The organism is Kitasatospora sp. NPDC054795 (assembly GCF_053611565.1).
Genome location: NZ_JBSHAP010000004.1, coordinates 116045 through 134759, shown reverse-complemented (window position 1 = coordinate 134759; position 18715 = coordinate 116045). Strand labels below are relative to the sequence as shown.

19 protein-coding genes are annotated in these 18715 nt (G+C 71.8%); 8 read left to right on the top strand and 11 right to left on the bottom strand.

Annotated features, from left to right (window positions below; all coding sequences use genetic code 11):
- Positions 1–84 precede the first annotated feature (84 nt).
- Positions 85–1452 carry an L-serine ammonia-lyase gene (locus ACWGJO_RS02805; RefSeq protein WP_387690803.1) on the top strand — a complete coding sequence of 456 codons (1368 nt, stop codon included), beginning with the start codon at positions 85–87 and terminating at the stop codon, positions 1450–1452.
- Between the two features lie 81 nt (positions 1453–1533).
- Here ACWGJO_RS02805 and ACWGJO_RS02800 read toward each other — a convergent pair whose 3' ends face one another.
- Together ACWGJO_RS02800 and ACWGJO_RS02795 are read right to left on the bottom strand one after the other, a co-directional pair.
- Positions 1534–3231, bottom strand: coding sequence for an MDR family MFS transporter (locus tag ACWGJO_RS02800; RefSeq protein WP_452181815.1), 1698 nt, complete (start codon positions 3229–3231; stop codon positions 1534–1536).
- Positions 3232–3253: 22 nt separating this feature from the next.
- Positions 3254–3877 carry an NADPH-dependent FMN reductase gene (locus ACWGJO_RS02795; RefSeq protein WP_452181814.1) on the bottom strand — a complete coding sequence of 208 codons (624 nt, stop codon included), beginning with the start codon at positions 3875–3877 and terminating at the stop codon, positions 3254–3256.
- A gap of 145 nt (positions 3878–4022) precedes the next feature.
- Here ACWGJO_RS02795 and ACWGJO_RS02790 point away from each other — a divergent pair, with 145 nt between their 5' ends.
- Positions 4023–4775, top strand: a complete 753-nt coding sequence (locus tag ACWGJO_RS02790; RefSeq protein ID WP_452181813.1) for a TetR/AcrR family transcriptional regulator — start codon at positions 4023–4025, stop codon at positions 4773–4775.
- Positions 4776–4809: 34 nt separating this feature from the next.
- Here the strand turns inward: ACWGJO_RS02790 and ACWGJO_RS02785 are convergent, their stop codons facing one another.
- Positions 4810–5262, bottom strand: a complete 453-nt coding sequence (locus ACWGJO_RS02785) for a nuclear transport factor 2 family protein (protein WP_452181812.1) — start codon at positions 5260–5262, stop codon at positions 4810–4812.
- Positions 5263–5423: 161 nt separating this feature from the next.
- On the bottom strand, positions 5424–6359 hold the full coding sequence (locus tag ACWGJO_RS02780; RefSeq protein ID WP_452181811.1) for a DMT family transporter: 936 nt from the start codon (positions 6357–6359) through the stop codon (positions 5424–5426).
- Positions 6360–6807: 448 nt separating this feature from the next.
- On the opposite strand from ACWGJO_RS02780, the gene ACWGJO_RS02775 reads away from it, so the two are divergent.
- Positions 6808–8067 carry a hypothetical protein gene (locus ACWGJO_RS02775; RefSeq protein ID WP_452181810.1) on the top strand — a complete coding sequence of 420 codons (1260 nt, stop codon included), beginning with the start codon at positions 6808–6810 and terminating at the stop codon, positions 8065–8067.
- Between the two features lie 100 nt (positions 8068–8167).
- On the opposite strand, the gene ACWGJO_RS02770 is transcribed toward ACWGJO_RS02775, so the two are convergent.
- The 3 genes from ACWGJO_RS02770 to ACWGJO_RS02760 form a co-directional block, all read right to left on the bottom strand.
- Positions 8168–8797 (bottom strand): RloB family protein, encoded by a 630-nt coding sequence (locus tag ACWGJO_RS02770; RefSeq protein ID WP_452181809.1) that lies wholly within the window; start codon positions 8795–8797, stop codon positions 8168–8170.
- Positions 8751–10070, bottom strand: a complete 1320-nt coding sequence (locus ACWGJO_RS02765; protein WP_452181808.1) for an AAA family ATPase — start codon at positions 10068–10070, stop codon at positions 8751–8753. Before ACWGJO_RS02765 ends, ACWGJO_RS02770 begins: the two co-directional genes overlap by 47 nt.
- A 235-nt stretch (positions 10071–10305) precedes the next feature.
- Positions 10306–11538, bottom strand: coding sequence for a protein-L-isoaspartate O-methyltransferase (locus ACWGJO_RS02760; protein ID WP_452181807.1), 1233 nt, complete (start codon positions 11536–11538; stop codon positions 10306–10308).
- A gap of 455 nt (positions 11539–11993) precedes the next feature.
- Here ACWGJO_RS02760 and ACWGJO_RS02755 point away from each other — a divergent pair, with 455 nt between their 5' ends.
- Positions 11994–12689, top strand: coding sequence for a hypothetical protein (locus ACWGJO_RS02755; protein ID WP_452181806.1), 696 nt, complete (start codon positions 11994–11996; stop codon positions 12687–12689).
- A gap of 93 nt (positions 12690–12782) precedes the next feature.
- Positions 12783–12956, top strand: coding sequence for a hypothetical protein (locus ACWGJO_RS02750; RefSeq protein WP_452181805.1), 174 nt, complete (start codon positions 12783–12785; stop codon positions 12954–12956).
- Positions 12957–13020: 64 nt separating this feature from the next.
- Here ACWGJO_RS02750 and ACWGJO_RS02745 read toward each other — a convergent pair whose 3' ends face one another.
- Positions 13021–13551, bottom strand: coding sequence for a GNAT family N-acetyltransferase (locus ACWGJO_RS02745; RefSeq protein ID WP_452181804.1), 531 nt, complete (start codon positions 13549–13551; stop codon positions 13021–13023).
- A 98-nt stretch (positions 13552–13649) separates the two neighbouring features.
- Entirely contained in the window at positions 13650–14084 is a 435-nt protein-coding gene (locus tag ACWGJO_RS02740) for an ATP-binding protein (protein WP_452181803.1), read from the bottom strand.
- A 162-nt stretch (positions 14085–14246) separates the two neighbouring features.
- Here ACWGJO_RS02740 and ACWGJO_RS02735 point away from each other — a divergent pair, with 162 nt between their 5' ends.
- From ACWGJO_RS02735 to ACWGJO_RS02725, 3 genes are all read left to right on the top strand, one after another.
- Positions 14247–15059: a helix-turn-helix domain-containing protein gene (locus ACWGJO_RS02735; protein WP_452181802.1), complete on the top strand. Its 813-nt coding sequence runs from the start codon at positions 14247–14249 to the stop codon at positions 15057–15059.
- On the top strand, positions 15056–15316 hold the full coding sequence (locus ACWGJO_RS02730; protein WP_452181801.1) for a DUF397 domain-containing protein: 261 nt from the start codon (positions 15056–15058) through the stop codon (positions 15314–15316). The genes ACWGJO_RS02735 and ACWGJO_RS02730 overlap by 4 nt, the downstream gene beginning before the upstream one ends.
- Before the next feature lie 209 nt (positions 15317–15525).
- A complete protein-coding gene (locus tag ACWGJO_RS02725) occupies positions 15526–16371 on the top strand; it encodes a hypothetical protein (protein ID WP_452181800.1) in 846 nt (281 codons plus the stop codon).
- 350 nt (positions 16372–16721) lie between these two features.
- Here the strand turns inward: ACWGJO_RS02725 and ACWGJO_RS02720 are convergent, their stop codons facing one another.
- Both ACWGJO_RS02720 and ACWGJO_RS02715 read right to left on the bottom strand, forming a co-directional pair.
- Complete coding sequence (locus ACWGJO_RS02720) at positions 16722–17219, bottom strand: ATP-binding protein (RefSeq protein WP_452181799.1); 498 nt, start codon at positions 17217–17219, stop codon at positions 16722–16724.
- Positions 17220–17418: 199 nt separating this feature from the next.
- Positions 17419–18657 (bottom strand): L,D-transpeptidase, encoded by a 1239-nt coding sequence (locus ACWGJO_RS02715; RefSeq protein WP_452181798.1) that lies wholly within the window; start codon positions 18655–18657, stop codon positions 17419–17421.
- Positions 18658–18715: the final 58 nt, after the last annotated feature.

The following is an 18715-nucleotide window of genomic DNA, read 5'->3' as shown; positions in this document are numbered from 1 at the left end:
TGGACAGTGCGCGCGGTGCCCCGTCCCGTGTCGGCCCCTCCCTGCCCGCAAGTCCTTCCACGAGACCAGACAAGGACGTCCCCCGTGGCCATCAGCGTCTTCGACCTCTTCTCCATCGGCATCGGCCCGTCGAGCTCCCACACCGTGGGCCCGATGCGCGCCGCCCGGATGTTCGCCCGCCGACTGCGCTCCGAAGGCCTCCTGGACGGGGTGACGGGGGTGCGCGCCGAGCTGTACGGCTCGCTCGGCGCCACCGGCCACGGCCACGGCACCCCGAAGGCCGTCCTGCTGGGCCTGGAGAACGCCTCGCCCCGCACCATCGACGTCGACCAGGCCGACAAGGACGTCGAGCGGATCATCGCCGAGAAGCGGATCAACCTGGTCGGCGAGCACACCATCGACTTCGACCCGGACACCCAGCTGGTCCTGCACCGCCGCCGCTCGCTGCCGTACCACGCCAACGGCATGACCCTGTGGGCGTACGCGGCGGACGGCTCAACCCTGCTGGAGAAGACCTACTACTCGGTCGGCGGCGGCTTCGTCGTGGACGAGGACGCGATCGGCGCGGACCGGGTCAAGCCCGACGACACCGCGCTGAAGTACCCCTTCCGCACCGGTGACGAGCTGCTGCGGCTCAGCCGGGAGACCGGCCTGTCGATCTCCGGCCTGATGCTGGAGAACGAGAAGGCCTGGCGCAGCGAGGAGGAGATCCGGACCGGTCTGCTGGAGATCTGGTCCGTGATGCAGGAGTGCGTGCGGGCCGGCATGTCCCGCGAGGGCATCCTGCCGGGCGGGCTGAAGGTCCGCCGCCGGGCCGCGTCCGGCGCCCGTGCGCTGCGCGCCGAGGGCATCGGGCCGGCCAACGCGATGGAGTGGGTGACCCTCTACGCGATGGCCGTCAACGAGGAGAACGCCTCCGGACGCCGGGTGGTCACCGCGCCGACCAACGGCGCCGCCGGGATCATCCCGGCCGTCCTGCACTACTACCTGAACTTCATCCCGGGCGCCGACGACGACGGCATCGTCCGCTTCCTGCTCGCGGCCGGCGCCATCGGCATGCTCTTCAAGGAGAACGCCTCCATCTCCGGCGCCGAGGTCGGCTGCCAGGGCGAGGTCGGCTCCGCCTGCTCGATGGCCGCGGGCGGCCTCGCCGAGGTCCTCGGCGGCACCCCCGAGCAGGTCGAGAACGCCGCCGAGATCGGCATCGAGCACAACCTCGGCCTCACCTGCGACCCGGTCGGCGGCCTGGTCCAGATCCCCTGCATCGAGCGCAACGGCATGGCGTCCGTCAAGGCCGTCACCGCGGCCCGGATGGCCCTGCGCGGCGACGGACGGCACCACGTCTCGCTGGACAAGGCGATCAAGACGATGAAGGAGACCGGGGCCGACATGAAGATCAAGTACAAGGAGACCTCGCGCGGCGGCCTCGCCGTGAACGTCATCGAGTGCTGATCACCCGCTGATCCCGACAGCCTGACGGCCCCCGGCGGAGTCCTGCTCCGCCGGGGGCCGTTTCGCGTGCCTCGTAACGCCTCAGGCCTTCGTCTCCGCCCGGGCTTCGGCCGGGGCATCGGCCGGGGCATCGGCCCGGGCATCGGCCCGGGCATCGGCCCGGGCATCGGCCCGGGCATCGGCCCGGGCATCGGCCGGGGCATCGGCCGGGGCATCGGCCGGGGCATCGGCCCGGGTTCCGGCTCCGGCCGGCTGCTGGGCCCGGCTCGGGCGGACCAGGCAGGCGAGGGCCGTCGCCGCGGCCGCCAACAGGACACCGCCCACGACCGTGCCGTGCAGGCCGCCGGTGACCGCCGCCCCGACGGCGTCGCGGACCTCCGCCGGGAGGCCGTCGAGGGATGACGGGGTCAGCCCGCCGCCGGTGAGCCGGCCGGCCTCGGCGGACCCGAGGCGCTCCGTGAGGGAGTCCGTGAGCCGCGCCGTGTAGACCGCGCCGAGCGCCGCCATGCCGAGCGAGCCGCCGATGCTCCGCAGCAGCGTCACCACGCCCATCGCCGCGCCCATGTCCTGGGGCGGCACGGCCCCCATCGAGGTCAGCAGGGTGCTCTGCATCACCAGGCCAAGGCCGATCCCGGCAACGGCCGTGAGGGCCGCGGCCAGGGCGATCGGGGTGTCGGTGCGCAGGAGCAGCAGCAGTGCGCCGCCGACCAGGGTGAGCGCGCCGCCCAGCAGCGGGTAGCGCCGCTCGCCGCCCGGCCGGCCCATCAGCCGCGCCGTCACCAGCTGGGTGCCCATCATGCCGAGCATCAGCGGCAGCAGGAGCAGGCCGCCGGCGGTGGGTGAGGCGCCCCGGGCCAGTTGCAGGTAGAGCGGCAGGTAGCCGACCAGGGCGATCATCACCGCGCCGGCGAGGAAGCCGAGCACCTGCGCCACCGTGAAGTTGCGGTCGCGGAACAGCGCGGGCGGGATCAGCGGCCCGGGGGCGCGCAGTTCGGTCCGGACGAACCAGCCCAGCGCGACCAGCGCCACCAGCGCCGTGCCGAGGAGCACCGGGGAGGTCCAGGAGTAGGCGGCGCCGCCCCAGCTGCTGACCAGGGTGAGCGCGAGGATGCCGGTGGTCAGCAGGACGACCCCGGCCCGGTCGAACGGGGCGCGCACCCGCTCGGTCCGCAGCCGCACCCCGACGCCGACCGCGAGCAGCGCGACCAGCCCGACCGGCAGGTTGACGTAGAAGGCCCAGCGCCAGCTCAGCCGTTCGGTGAGGAAGCCGCCGAGCAGCGGTCCGCCGACGAAGGCGATCGGCATCAGCACGCCGACCACCGACTGCACCCGCGCCCGGTCGGAGGCGGGGACGAGCACCCCGATCACCGAGAGCGCGCCGACCATCAGCCCGCCAGCGCCGATCCCCTGGAGGCCCCGGAAGGCGATCAACTGCCCCATGTCCTGGGCGAGTCCGGCCAGCACCGAGCCCGCCAGGAACACCACCACCGCCCACTGGTAGGCGCCCTTGCGCCCGTACAGGTCGCCGAGCCGGCCCCAGAGCGGGGTGGCCGCGGCGGAGGTCAGCAGGTAGGCGGTGACCGCCCAGGAGAGGTGCTCCAGTCCGCCGAGGTCGCCGACGACGGTCGGCAGCGCGGTGCCGATGATCTGCCCGTCGAGGGCCGAGAGGAAGATGCCGAGCATCAGCCCGACAACACCGAGCAACGGCGGCTTGGGCCGCTCCTCGGACTGCCTCTCGGACTGCCTCTCGGCCTGGCCCTCGACCGGTTCCATGGCCATGGTCTCCGCCCCCTGCCCCGGCTCAGGCCGCGAACGGGCGGGCCCGGCGGGCGTCCCGCAGCGCCTGGGCCCACCAGACGAGCTGGTCGAGCATGGTCTTGGCGGCGGCGTCGGCGGCCGGGTCGATCGCCTTGCCGTCGGCGTCGAAGCGCTGGCCGGCGCCGTGGAAGCTGACCGTGTTGCGGATCGTCGCGGCGTTCAGCTCGGCCAGCACCACCCGGAGCTGTTCGACGGCCCGCAGGCCCCCGGACAGGCCGCCGTACGAGACGAAGGCGACCGGCTTGCCGTGCCACTCCCGGTTGTGCCAGTCGATGGCGTTCTTCAGTGGGGCCGGGAAGCTGTGGTTGTACTCGGGCGTGACGATCACGAAGGCGTCGGCCGCTTCCAGTCGGGGCGACACGGCGGCCAGCAACTCGGCTTCGCCCGGCGGAAGTTCGCCGCCGAAGGACGGGAAGGTGGTGGGCAGTGGGGTCTCCACCAGGTCGATCCGGTCGGCGGTCAGGTCGCCGTGGGCCTCCAGGTGGCCGAGCAGCCAGTCGGTGACCACCGGGCCGAAGCGGCCCTCGCGGGTGCTGCCGACGAGGACGGCGACCTTCAGGTGCCGCTCCTTCAGGTGCTGCTCCGTCAGGCTCTGCTCCGTGGACATGGGAATCCCCCTCCGGGACAACTGATGTGTACGGCGTATCTGTCGGATACAACGTACACATCGGCGCGTACGTCGTCCACTGTGGATACGCCGTACACGCGGAGTGCTACGGTGGGCCCGACCCCAGTCGGAAGGAGCCCGCCCCGTGCCCGCTCAGCAGACCCCAGCCGGGGACACCCCCACCGGCGGCGACAGGCCCCCGGTCTCGCTCTGGGAGCGCCTGGCCCGCCCGGCCCCCGCACCGCGCACCACCCTGACCCCGCAGCGGATCGCCGAGGCCGCCGTCGCCGTCGCCGATGCCGAGGGCCTGGAGGCCGTCACCATGCGCCGGCTCGCCGCCGAACTCGGCGTCGCCCCGATGGCCGCCTACCGGTACGTCTCCGGCAAGGACGAGCTCATCGAGCTGATGGTCGACTTCGTCTACGGCCGGCTCCCGCTGGGCACCCCCGCCGAGGGCTGGCGGGACACCATGCGCGCCCTGGCCCTCAACCTGCGGGCCATGCATCTGGCCCACCCGTGGACCGTCCGGACGGCCACCCCGTTCTCCCTCAGCCCCCACCAACTCGCCGTCCCCGAGCACGCGTTCGCCGCCCTGGCCGAACACGGCCTGGACGCCGACACCACCATGGCGGTGTTCCGCACCGTCACCGGCTACGTCCACGGCTCGGTCACCACCGAGGTCACCCTGAACGCCCTGCGCCGCGAACGCGGCTGGTCCGACGGCGACCAGACCCGGGCCGGCCTCGCCCCCCGGATGACCTGGCTGATGGGCACCGGCCGCTACCCCAACTACCGGCGCTACCTCCACACCGCCACCCGCAAGGACGACCCCGACTGGCAGTTCGAGACCGGCCTCGACTGCGTCCTCGACGGCATCGCCGCCCACTTCGCCCTCTGACCGGCCCGCACCGGAGGCCGGCCGGGCCGACGCCCTACTCCCCGGCCTCCAGCCGGGCGGCGACGGCACCCAGCCGCCCCATCGCACGGGCCACGCCCAGGCCGTCCATGTAGTCCCGGACGTGCACCAGCAGCCCGCCCCGGGCCCGCATCACCAGCAGGCCCGGCACGGTGAACGGCTCGCCGGTGCCGGCGTGCGTCCCGACCACCTGCTGCTCGACGGTGAGCACCTCCGGATCGGCCCCCGGGTGGACGGCCACCCCCCGGATCTCCCGCGGCCGCGCCGCGCTCGGGCCCCAGATCGCGCGGTACCCGGCCCGGATCTCCTCCCGTCCCCGGTACCGCTCGGGCACCCCGGGGAACAGGAACGGGAACTCGTGCACCCCGTCCTCCGCGTAGAGGTCGGCCAGGGCGTCCGCGTCCAGGTCGAGCATCGCCCGCCGGTAGCGGGCGAGCAGGTCGAGCGGGCCGGTGGCGTTGTCGGGCATGACGGGATTCCCCTCGTACGGCAAGGAAGTCGGCGGCCTCGGTCGGGCCCTCCGCCCGCAAGCCCAACAGACGGGACCATCGACGGCAACCGGCTTCCGCGAACTCGCCGCTGCCGCACGGGAAGTCGGCCCGGCCGACTTCCCGTGCAGGGGCGTCGGGCCTACCGCCGTCCCGGGAGCGCCAGGAAGGCCAGGCCGGCGGCGAGGACGGCGAGGCCGCACCAGGAGAGCGCCGGCAGGCGCTCGCCCAGGGCGGCCACTCCGAGTACCGCGGCGACGGCCGGTTCGGCGAGGGTCAGGGTGGTGGCGGTCTGGGCGGTGGTGTGCCGCAGGCCGCGGCCGAACAGCCAGTACGCGAGGAAGGTGGTGACCACCGCGAGGTGCAGCACCACGCCCGCCCCGCGCGCCGAGGCGAGCCACTCCAGGTCGCCCGCGAGCAGTACCGGCAGCACGATCAGCGCGCCACCGCCGAACATCGCGCCCATCACCCCGCCGGAGGGGTGTCCGGCCGTGATCAGCCGCCCGCCGATCAGCGAGTACCCGGCGTACGAGAGTCCCGAGAGCGCCGCCAGCAGCACCCCCAGCGGGTCCACCGCCCCACCGCCCCCGGCGAGTTCGGGGCCCAGCACCAGGAGCGCGCAGCCGAGCATGGCCAGCGCCGTGGCCCCGGCCCACCGCCCGCCCGGCCGCCCCTGCCGGGTGAGCCACCCGAGCAGCCCGGTGAACACCGGCGCGCTGCCGAGCGCGATCACGGTGGCCACCGCCACGCCCGTACGGCCGACCGCCGGGTAGAAGGTGACCGGATACCCGGCCACCGCGACCGCGCCGGCGGCGAGCAGCCAGCGTTCGCGCGGCCCGCACTCCCGGGGCAGCACGCGGGCGGCGCGGTCGGTAAGGAGCAGCAGCAGCCCGCCGAGCACCAGCCCGGCGGCCCCGATCCCCGCCGCCGGGGCCCCGTCGGGCGCCAGCGAACCGGCCGTCCCGGTGGTGCCCCAGAGGACGGCGGCGATCAGGATCGGCCCCGCGCCACCGCGCGGGCGGGTGCGGCGGGGAGCCGTGGGAAGGGAACGGGCGGGCGAGGACAAACGATTCGGCACAGTCGTGGACTTCCGTCGTCGAAAACCGTCGGGGGAACTGGTTCCGAGAACGGGCGCACGCCGTCGGCCCACGGCGGCCGCCATCGGGCCGGGCCGGGGTCGCAGGGTCAAGCCACCGAAGCGCGCGCCCGATCAGGCGCTGAGCGGTGGCAGCACGACGTGCCAGTACGGGTTCACGGGCCCGATGCTATCCGCCCGCACAGGAACCCGCGCAGGAAGTCGCGCAGGAAGTCGACAGGCCCGACTTCCTGCGCGGCCGCCACCGGACCGGGCCTGGGGCGCAGGCGCCCCACCCGCCCCCGGGACGCCGCCCCGCCCCTCCCGGGGGCGCGTCGCCGCACGCGTGCACCGACTGCCGGCCCGGGCCGCGACGTCCGGACGTAGCGGACCGTTCATCCACCCCTACGCTGAGTATCGACCCATCGACACATGCCGGAAGGACCCGCCCGTGCGCCGCTCCCGCCTCGCGTTGTCCCTGGTCCTGACCACCGTGGTCGCCTCCGGCCTGGTCGCCGTCGACACCGTTCAGGACGAGCCGTACCTGTCCGTCAGCCTGCCGGTGCTCCGCGACCCGCAGGCCCAGCAGCTGATCCACCGCATGACGGACCCGGTGCAGGACTGGGTGGAGTCCGGGGATCCGGCGGCCGTCGGCTATGCCGGGACGGTGATCGACCCGGCGAACCGGCACGCCGACATCTACTGGAAGGGCGAGGCCCCGGCCGAGGTCCGCTCCCTGCTCGACGCGAACGCCGCGAGCGCCGGCCCCGGCTACACCGTCGACGTCCACCGGAGCCCGTACTCCCGCGCCGAGATGCGCGCCGCGATCGACCGGTTCACCGCCGCCGTGGCGCGCGACGCGTGGACGTCGATCGGCCCGCAGGAGGACGGCGCCGCCATCGCGATCACGTACGCGCGGGCGAAGGCGAAGCAGCTGACCGGCGGTGACACGGCAGTGCAGGCGTACTCCCGGCAGGCCGCCGAGATCGCCGGGATGCCGGTGACGGCCGGCGTCGAGGAGACCCCGGTCGCACTGTCCGGCAGCCGGCACTCCGACAGCGCGCCGCACTACGCGGGTGCCGAGGTCAGCACCGGAAAGGCGTCGTTCTGCTCGACGGCGTTCAGCGGCTGGAAGGGCGGGACGAAGGTGGTACTGACCGCCGCGCACTGCGGCGGCGGCCGGTACTACAACGGCACCGGGAGCTACATCGGCGACCTGTCCTCGGTCGGGGACGGCCTGGACGTCGGCATGATCGCGATCAACGGGAGCGGCGGCGGCCGGTTCTACGACGGCGCCTGGTCGGACAGGGGCGGCTCGTCCCGGCACACGTACGGCGCCGGGCGGAACAACGTCGGGGACCTGATCTGCCTCAGCGGTGCCCAGTCGGGGTGGAAGTGCGACGTGCAGATCAAGCGGGTCGACGTGGAGACGACGAACGACGAGGGCACGAGGATCAAGCCGGTGGACGTCGCGGAGTCGAAGGGCGGCGACCGCCGGGCGATCGCCGCGAAGGGCGACAGCGGCGGCCCGGCAGTGGCGAACCCGTCCGGCCCGAACGGCGACATGGAGGCCCGCGGCGTGATCGTGGCCGCCCGGTCGGAGGTCGGCTGCCCGGCCGGCTCCACGGCGCACCCGACGACCTGCTACGCGCAGGTGATGTACGTGCCGATGACCCCGGTGGTGAACCGGATGGGCTTCTCGATCTCCTGACCCCGGCGGTCGTCGGCGGGCCGCGCTGCGTGAGAAGTCGGCCCGCCCGACTTCTCGCGCAAGACCGGACGGCTGTGCGAGTCGTCAGCACCGTTCTCCGTCACGGCTGAGCCTCGCCACCTCCGATGGCGAGCGCGAGCTTCCACATGCCGGTGGACGGATTGACCTCGTGCTCCGTCCCGAGTTCGGCCAGTTTCTTCGCCCGGCTCGCTGCCAGTCGCCAATGCGGCTCGTAGACGTCGAACTGCATGCCGACCTTGTTGTATCCGGACGGGAAGGTTCTCTCCAGGACTGGCAGGAGTTCCCTGAACGAACGGGCCGGGCGGCGGTACTCCGTGAAATGCAGCAGAAGCCACACCTCGAAGCACGGATTGGAGAACGCCACCTCGATGTTCTTCTTCCGCGCCTCGGCCACGACCTGCCCCAGGTTGGGGAATTCGTCGACGTCGAGCACGCACCACACCTCGTCGTACTCGCCATCGGCCTGGTCACGCAGGAACTCGGCACGGTCGACGACCTGGGAGGGCGACTTCGGATGCTCGGCTATCTTCACGGAGACCGCGGAATTTCGAGCACTCGACTTCAGCCCCTGGAGGCAGTCGCGTTCGGTTACCTCCGCGCCACAGACCACCAGAAGCCTCTGCTTCGACTCCCGGTGTCCCGCCCGCCTGGTCAGTGCTGTGTCAAAACAGGGACGCTTGCGTCCGCTCGGCTTCGCCGCCCTTGCCATCATCGTCCCCCCGCGCCGCCACGGCGCTGGCAAAATCGTCGTCGATGTACGGAACGCCGCCGTAACTCCCACTGAGATACCGCCGCTCGCGGTTCTCCTCCTGGCGCGGCTTGAAGTCGGCGAGGGCGAACAGCTCGGTCTCACCGTGTTCGTTCTTCTCCACGAACCAGACCTGGTCCCGCCGCAGGACGTCCTCACCGTCGGTTCGGCCGAGCAGGCTGGCGTCGTGCGAGGTGAAGATCAGCTGGGCGCCGTTCGGATTGGTCGCGGACTCCTGGAAGAGACCGATAAGGCGCGCGGTCAGGATCGGGTGGAGACTCGAATCGATCTCATCCACCACGAAGGTCCCACCTCGGCGGAGCGCCCCCATGATGAGGGGTGCTTGCCGCAGCAGAGCCCGCGTGCCCTCTGACTCCTCGGACACGTCCATCCTGACGATCCCGTCGCGCCCACGATGTCCTATCCATGGGCGCATGACCTCGCGCGGCCCGTGCTCTTCGAGGTCTGCCAACCGCCACTGCGGAATGCGCGCACCGTAGCGCTTTCGCAGCTCTTCCTCATCGACCAGCACGCGCTCCGTGCCGCATTCGGCGATCCCGAGATCCGCGGCACGCAACAGCCCGATGAATTCCGGGTGCCGGTCCGGGTTCTCAAGGATTCGCACCGTACCGGTGCCGCCCACACCCAGTAGCCGCCGGCTGCACTGGAGACTTCGGGCGAACCAGTCGTACACCGGGCGGAAGTCGTCCTGCCGGGAGCGGGCGGCGAGGGACATGAAGAGGACGTTGGGCTCGGTGATGTTCTCGACCAGCTCCAGCTCCCGCCGGTGCTGCGAGTCGCCGATCTCCAACCCGTCGGCCGAACGCTCGAAGATCTTGCGCTTCCTGCCGTGGGGGAAACTGTGCAGCCACTCGTCGACCACCTGCTCGTCGTCCACGCTGAACCCGTAGGTGTAACGAATTCCGTCGATCAGCAGGTCCACCACGTACCAGGACGGCTCCCCGCGTGCCGCCTCTTCGAGACGGAAGGGTTGACGGGCCACGCCCCCGCCCGGCTCCGCGTCGCGGTGCGAGCTGACGACCATCCTGCCCATGTACTCCAGCGCGTCGATGAGATTCGACTTACCAGCGGCGTTGGCTCCGAAGATACCCACCACAGGGACCGCTTCCCAGTGTGTCCCGGACGGCCTGTCCGCGTCATAGACCGGGTTCAGCTGGAGTGATTGCTCGTCTCTGATCGAGCGGTGGTTCGCGACTCTGAAGTTCAGCAGCATCTGTGATCCCCCCTTCGCGGGCTGTCGGGCCTTTCCGTGCAAATGAATCGCGCAAACAGGCCTTCGGCAAGCCTGCACAGGCCCTCACACGCCGCTGACCTCCCCGGGAGTCGCAGGCCTCACACACCCGACTCCCGAGCCCGGCGCGAGAAGTCGGCCGGGCCGACTTCTCGCGCAACGCACGTCAGGTGGAGGGGCCGGGCGTGATCGCTCGGACGCCGGGCGGGTCCGCGAATCAGACGGCGGGCCACTCGGTCGGCATGTCGTCGAGCAGGGCACAAGCGGATGCGTCATTGGCCGCAAAGTCCCCGTCCCGCCCGAGTCCGATGGGCCAGCGCGGGCCGGTGTCCGGGTCGCCCTGCCACGCCCACTGGGAGTCGGGGGTGACGGTGACGCCGTAGTCGTACAGATCGGGACGCCCCAGGTCCTCCCACTGGGACCAGGCGGCCAGCAGTTCGTCGCCGAGGCGGCGCGGCCCGCCCTGGAGGAGCAGCGGCCGACCGTCCGTGCCCGGGCGGATCTCGGCCCATGAGCGGTCCCCGTCGTGGACCAGGGCGGCCGGCCCGTCCGCGCTCTGTTCGGTGAACAGCACGGCCTCCGGGACGGCGACGCGCAGCGCGAACCGGAGGTGCCAGTCCTCCAGGCCGGCCGGGTCGCGGTCCAGTGCCCGGCGGGTCTCGGGTTCGGCGTCGCCACGCACCTGCGCGTACGCGGCGGGGCCGGTGCTCGGCTGGGCCGGGCCGGTCCGGTCGCCCATGAACTGGGCCAGGCCGTGGACCCGGCCGTGGGCGGCGGCACCGTCGTCGGCGACGGTGAGGGCGACGTACCCCAGCCGCCCCCAGGGGTAGACGATCCGTCCGCCCGGCCGGACCGCCGCCACCCAGGACCAGGGGACGGTCTCGACGGCGTAGGCGGCGTGGAGGCGGTCGACCGGGCCGCCGCCCGGCACCCCGCCGCCGGTACCGTCCCCGGCCGTCGCCTCGACGTCGAGCCCGGCGTCCGCGAGCCTGGCCCGGGCGAACGCGGCCAGGTGCTCGTCGACCTCGGTGGTGACCACCCGGCCCGGCCCGGCCCGCCAGGCGGACAGCGCCGCAGTCCAGCCCTGCCCGGTGCCGATGTCCCACACCCGGTGCCCCGGCTCCACCCGGAGGCTGTCCAGCATGTCCGCCACCACGGAGGGTGCGGACAGCGACGACGACGGGAGGCCGCCGGTGAGCTGGGTGACGGCCGGCGCATCGACGCCGGAGTACAGCTCGGCGGCCCACCTGTCCCGGTCCTCCGCGCGGTCGATCGGCACGTAGGCCCAGCCGTCCCACCACCACAACCGGTCCGGCGCGAACCGGTCGCGCGGCAGCACGGCGAAGGCGTCGCGCAGCCACGGCGAATCCTCCGGCCACGCCCCACGCCGCTCCATCTCCACGTACAGGCCTGCCCGGTACCCGGCCAGGCCCCCGTCGTCGCTCGTCATCACTTCTTGTGCTTGCCGTTGCTCGGCGGCGGCGGGGTGACCTTCCCATCGGCGTTGTTCGGCGGCGGAGTCCCCTGGCTCGGGTCCGGCGGCGGCTTCGAGTGCTCTCCCATGCTGTTCTCCTGTCGCTGGGACGGACACAACCGGTTGCCATCCTGACGCCGCATCGCATCCGGAGGCAGGGGCGTGCGGGAGCGGCCATGGGCGCGCCCGGTGGCCTTTGCCCTGTTCGGAGGGCGTCGTCATGGTTCACTCCGAATGCCGACGGCCCTGAGGTCGAGGCATCGGCTGGTTGACGAGAAACATGAGTGGAACCTGCTCGGCATCGACCGCGAACACCCGCGGTGTCCCTGGGCGTTCTGTCCCGTGAGGCTGGGGACGCGGCTGCCACCGGCGGCGTCGGCGCCCGGAAAACCCCGGCGGGCCTTCCGGGCGCTGACGTAGGATCCGGCCCCGTGCAGAGTGACGATACGACCACCTTCGAGGGTGCCCAGGGGGCCGAGAGGCCCAGCGGTCTCCGGGCGATCTGGGCGAACACCCTGGAGCCGGTGGCTCCGCTGCCCTGGTACCGGCGGGTGCCGCGCAAGGCTCTGATCGCGGCGGTCGTGGTCGTCGGCCTGTTCGCCGCGCTGACCGTCGCGGCGGTGACCGGGGCCGGCGCCCCGACACGGCACCGGATCGTGCTCGCGGACCGGATCGGCGACCAGGTGCGGCTCCCGGACGAGGACAGCACCCTGGCCCTGCGCGCCGACATCGAGCGGCAGATGACGGCCCTGCGGCCGTACCGGGAGCTGACGGTGGCCGGCTACGGCGCCGCCGGGTCGACCGAAACCACGCTGACCGTGATCGGGCTGACCGGCAGCTTCCCGGACGTCCGGCGGGAGCTGGACAAGTACTTCGGCACGCAGACGATGAGCGACCCGTCGGGCGAGACGGTGGTCGACCGCCAGGACTACCCGGCCGGCCCCCTCGGCGGCGCGCTGGACTGCGCGGTGCTCGACTACCCGGCCGCGTCCCTCACCACCTGCGCCTGGGCGGACGGCACCACCGTCGGCATCGTCGTCGACGAGACGGGCGCCGGCGAGCCCGAGGAACTGGCCCTGCGCACACTGGACATCCGGGCCGCCGTCGAGGTCGAGGCGAAGGACTGACCGACGGCCCGCCGGAACTGTCGGACACGCCGTGGGGCCGCCGGAATGAAACCCAGCCTTGTGGACCCGGCGGCGCTCACGACGGAGACGGCCGTGCAGATACGGACGTGGCGAGTCGACGAGGACTTCACCTGGCGCTCCGTGGCCCGGGCCGCCACCGACCGGTGGGGCTCCGGGTACGGCAGCAACCAGATCTACGGCAGGGACCTCTGCGTGGCCGCCGCGAAGGTGCTGGGCGAAGACCCCGACCGGGAACCGTGGAACTGACCCCCAGGGGTGAGCACAGGAAGTCGGGCGGGCCGACTTCCTGTGCGGGCGGCGACCCTTGTGGTCAGTCGCGGGCCGGTGGCGGGGACCACAGGCCCAACCACTGGTCGGCGCCGAAGGCCTCGAAGCGCTCGACCTCGGTGAAGCCCAGCTTCGCCGCGAGGCGCATCGAGGGGAGGTTGGCGGTCTGGGTGGCGAGCACCACCGGCTCGCCGGGGAGCACGCCGGCGAACCAGTCGAGTACCGCCGCACACGCCTCGGCGGCGTAGCCGCGCCCCCACGCCTGCGGCAGGAACAGGTAGCCGAGCTCGGCCCTCTCGCCGACCCTGCCGACACGCCCCGCCTCCTTGCGCAGCAGGACCTGGCCGATCGTCTCCCCGTCGAGATCGACCGCGAAGATGCCGGGGCTGCGGCCGGGCGCCCCGGGCATCCCGCGCTCGATCTCGTCACGCGGCCGGGCCCCACCGAGGTAGGTGTTCACCTCCGGCGAGGCCAGCAGCTCGATGAACGCCGCACGGTCACGGGCCTCGGGCTCGCGGAGCACGAGCCGCTCGGTCCTGATCGGGGCGGACGGCGGCCAGGGAAGGGGGCGCACGGTGGTCTCCTGATCCTCTCGGGCGGCGACTTCCGGCGCCGTCGAAGATCAGGACGCGCTCCGGCGCGACGCCAGTTGCGTGCGCCCGGAGAACGGCCTCAGCCGTGCGGGTTGGCCGGGGTGGGGAGGGCCAGTTCGCACCAGACGGTTTTGCCGATGTAGCCCTCACCGCGCAGGTGGGCGCCCCAGGAGGTGGAGAGGGAGGCGACGAGTCCGAGGCCACGACCCGACTCGTCGTCGAGGGTGGCGTGGCGCAGGGTCGGGAGCGTGGCGTTCGCATCGGAGACCTCGATGCGGAGGAGGGAGTCGGTGGGGAGAAGGACGCGGACGCCGATCATCCGGTCGCGCTGGGAGCGGGCGTGACGGCAGGCGTTGGTGACGAGTTCGCTGAGGAGGACCAGCCCGGTCTCGGCGGAGTCGACGGGCACCTCCCACTCGAAGGCCTGCCGGATGAAACGGATCCGGGCACGGCCGGCGCTACGAGGGAGGCGGGGGAACATCCACTCGACGACATCGACGGGCTGAGTGAGCATCAGAGTCCTTGGGGGGCGTACGGACGGCTTCACTCGGGAGAGCTGAGTTCGGCCATTTCACCCTTCAAGCGTCGGCAGCCGGGCATAGCCTCAGCAGTTACGCGATACGTACAGCGAGAGCTTGAACCGCCCTGCGACCAGGGCAGGGAGGAGCACGGGGCCGTGAGCACGCCGAAGGAAAACCCGATGTCGTGGAAGTACTGCGGCGACCAGCTCAAGCGGTGGCGTACGAAGGCGGGAGTGACCCGCGAGCAGTTGGCCAAGGAGGCCTGCTACGACATCGAGAGCGTGCGGTCGATGGAGGCGGGGAGGCGGAAACCGTCGCTCAAGCTGCTTCAGACGGCGGATGAACTGTGTGACGCGAAGGGGATGCTGCTGGGGGCGGCGGACTACCTGGCGCCCGAGAAGTTCCCGTCCTACTCGCAGGGCTACACGCATGCCGAAGCCGATGCGATCGCGATCCACACATATGAAGCGCTGCTCATCCCGGGACTCCTCCAGACCGAGGAGTACGCCCGAGAGCTGATCGGCCACGCGTGCCCGCCCCTGGACAACGAGACGGTTGACGTCCGGGTCGAGGCTCGAATGCAACGCCAGGCGAAGCTGACGAGCTCCCCACCGGCATTGTTCGGCTTCGTGATCTACGAAGCCGCGTTGCGGGCGAAGGTCGGCAGTTCGGACCTCATGAAGAGGCAGCTCGCGCACATCATCGAGAGGAGCTGCCTGCGCAACGTCGCCATTCAGGTGCTTCCCGCGAACCGTGCGGCGTACCCGGCCCTCACCGGGCCCATCATCCTGCTGGAGACGGCCGACCACGAGCAGCTGGCATACGTGGAAGGGCACCGAACGGGCGCACTGCATGCCGATCCCGACAAGGTGAACGTGATCACGCAGCGACATGGCATGATCCGCATGCAGGCCCTCAGCACTGAGGAATCCGTAGAGTTCATCAGGAAAGTCTCGGAGGAGCTATGAATGCTGATGCCGAGTGGTTCAAGTCCAGCTACAGCGACGACAATGGCGGCGCCTGCGTCGAAATCGCCATCTCCTGGGTGAAGTCCAGCTACAGCGGAACAGAGGGCGGCAACTGCGTCGAAGTCGCCCCCTCCCCCTCCTCCATCCACGTCCGCGACTCCAAGGACAAGGCCGGCCCGACCCTCGCCTTCTCCCCCGCCGCCTGGTCGGCCTTCGTCGCCTTCGCGGCCGAAGCTCAAGCCGCCAAGCCCGAGTGACCCCTTAGTGGAACGGGTGGGTAACCACCTTCCAACCACCCCCGCACGCAGCAGATATGACTTATCGTCACGACTTCTCCACAGGCAGTTCCCCCATGTAGCGTGCGCACTAACGAAACAACCCCCGCCGGTGCAGCAACACCGAACGGGGGTCTGACCGGCACGATCGAAGAGGGTTCGATCCTGTGGCTACCCACGACTCTACCGTCATGGCCTCCCCCGGATACGGCAAGCAGTCGGCCCCCGGGCAACTCCCCCCGGCAGCGGACGACTTCACTCACCTCCCGGCCCGCGAGGCATACCTCGCCAGCCTGATCAACCAGCTTCCCGACGGCGCCGCGATGGACGTGAAAACCCTCGCCGCGCACCAGCCCCTCTTCGGGCAGATGGCCGTCCGCTCGGCCCTCAACAAGCTCTCCACCGCAGGTCACCTGCGCCGCGTCCGGGAACGGGTCAACGCCGAGCACCCCCAGTGGGTGTTCCGCACCTACTTCTCCCGGACGCCCCGCTCCGACGCTTGGTGGAACCACTTCCTCGCCACCGGGGGCGCCGGGGAGGCGTCAACGGATTCCGCACCCGATCCCCCGGAAGAGCGAACGCGCAACCGCGCCCCCCTCACCTCGGTCGCCTACGCCGCCCTCGCCGGCCTCGGCATCGCGGACGCCCGCCTCTCCCTCTCCGCCACCGACTGCGAAGCGCTCGAACCGCTCGCCGCCGAGTGGTTCGCCCGGGGCGCCACCCTGGCCCTCTTCATGAACGCCCTCACCTCGGGCCTGCCCACCCCGGTCCACAGCGCGGCGGCCCTCACCCGGCGCCGCCTGATCGACAAGCTTCCGCCCGAACGCCCGCAGCCGCCGGAAGCCGTCCGCATCCCCGAGTGCACCGACTGCCGAACCCCCTGCCGACCGCAGGTCCTCCTCGGCGGCCTCTGCCGCGCCTGCCGCAGCGGCGGAAACGCGATCCCACGGCCCCGCTCCGGCGGCCTCTCCCCGACCGCGGTCCGCGCGCACGCCGCGCGAGCCCGCCAAGCCATGGTCACATCGCCGCGATCGTGAATATTCACAGGCAATGGCGTTAACCTATGCAAAATCCAAAGGTGAACTAGGTAACAAGCCTTGCATTCCAAGACGCCTGGTTTGCCCGCATGCTGAGATCCGTGCGATAGTCGAAGCAGCCCAACGGCGGGCGACACCGCACGCCGCCCTGGGCCGATGACTTCGGCGGGCCCGACCTGGCACTGCCGACGCCCATCGCGCGGCACGCACCCCCTTGGCCGGCGCGATGACCTGCAAGGGCCCCCGCCCGCCGGACCACGGCGAAATCGGGGGCCTTGCGTGTTTTCCGGGAAAACCGTCGGACCCGCCCGGCCTCCAGAGCCACTCGGGCCCCGGAGCCGCCCCGGCCCTCAGGGCCGCTCGCGCACCTTCAGCTCGAACCAGACGCCCTTGCCCCGCGGCAGCAGGTCCGCGCCCCAGCGGTCGGCGAGGTCGTCGACGATCTTCAGCCCCCGCCCCCGCTCGTTCACCGGCCTGGCCTCGGCGAGGATCATGCAGGGCAGCGCCCGGGAGGAGTCCCGGACCTCGATCCGGAGCCAGCCGGGCTTGCGGCTGACGTGCAGGCCGATGGTGCGCCCGGCGGCGTGCCGCACCGCGTTGGCCACCAGCTCGCTGGTGAGCAATTCCCCGGCCTCCAGGCACTGGTGGAGCTCCCAGGACTCCAGGACGGAGAGCACCAGTCTGCGGGCCACCGGGCCCGACTCCGGCCGGGACGGCAGCCGCACCTCGTTGGGCGCCGACTGGTCGCACAGTCTGCCGGAGTACAGCTCCTCCAGCTCCTCGGAGGTGAGCCGCTCCAGCGCCGAGAGCCCGCCGCCCTGGACGTCGATCCAGGAAACCTCGGCCACCGCGCCGACCCCGGGAACCGATGACTGATCTGCTTCGCCCCAACCCGCCATGCGGACCATCATTGCGGAACGCAAGCAGCCGCGTACGGACAATGAGCAAACGATCTCCGCGAGTCGGCATATGCCGGAAGCAAGAAGGGGTCACCCGGGCCGACTTCCGTCAATCCCGGGTTGACCCCTCGCACGCCTCAGCAGCCGGTCACCAGTTGCTCCACGGCATGTTCCAGCCGCTCAGCCCGTTCGCCGGGTCGAGCGTCTCCTTCCGGATCGAGTTCTTCACGACCATCACGTCGCCGACCAGCGAGCCGTCGTAGAACTTGCCCATGGAGGTGTTGGCGCCGCCGCCCTCGACGTCCTTGAGGCCCACGCAGCCGTGGCTGACGTTGTCCTCGCCGAAGGTGCTGCTGCTCCAGTAGTTGCCGTGCACGTACGTGCCGGAGGTGGTCAGCCGCATCGAGTGCGGGACCTGGAGGTCGTACGGCGCGCCGGTCATCCCGGGCAGGGTGCTGGACTGCATCCGCACCACGCCCTCCTTGGACATGACCACCATCGTGCCGTTCCAGGTGGGGTGTTCGGGCGCGCCGGCACTGATGTCGATGTCGCTCGACACACCGTCCCGTACGACCGTCATCTTGTGTGCCGCGGCGTCAACCGTCGAAACCTGGGACCGCCCGATCGTGAAGGGCTCGTCCCGGTCCGCGCCGTACACCCCCGTGGCGATCTCGACGCTCTTGAGCCGGTAGTGCACGACCACCTTGGTCCCGGGCGTCCAGTACTGCTCCGGGCGGAAGTCCAGCCGGCGGTCGTCGAACCAGTGGCCCTTGACCACGGTGCCGTTGTCGGTCTGGAAGGTGATGCCCCGCAGGACCTCGTCCTTGTTCTTGACGTCCTTGCCGAAGTTCACCGAGACGATCATGCCGACGCCGTACGTGGCGTCGTTGTCCACGTTGTCGGAGGCCTTGACGAGCGCCGTCGGCGTCAGCGTGGTGAAGCTGCTGTCCGCCGTGGCGACCGCGCCGTTCGCGTCCGCGGCCATCGCGCTGACCTGGTAGGCGGTGCCCACCTCCAGGCCGGCCGTGGGCGTCCAGGAGGCGCCGTCGGCGGAGATGGTGCCGGGAACCTCCTTCCCGGCCCTGTCGCTCACCTTGACGGTGGTGAGCCTGCCCCCGGTCGCGCCGATCCTGAGCGCGTTCGGCGCCACGTCCACCGAACCGGCCTTGGGCTCGATGCTCACGGCGGCCGTGGAGACCTTCGGCACCGCGCTGGTGGGCGCCGCCGCGGGCGCCGTCGCCGTGGGCGCGGCAGCGGCCGCGCCGGCCCCCAGGTCGGCCTTGGCCGCGCCGCCCCCCGCACCCCCGCCGCCCCCGCCGCAGGCCGCCGTCAGCGTCATCGCCCCGCCGACCAGACCGACCGCCACCACTCTGCGTATCGACCTCAACGTCGATTCCCTCCCTCAGAAGATCCGAGAAACTCCCCGTGGACCCGACGGACCCGAC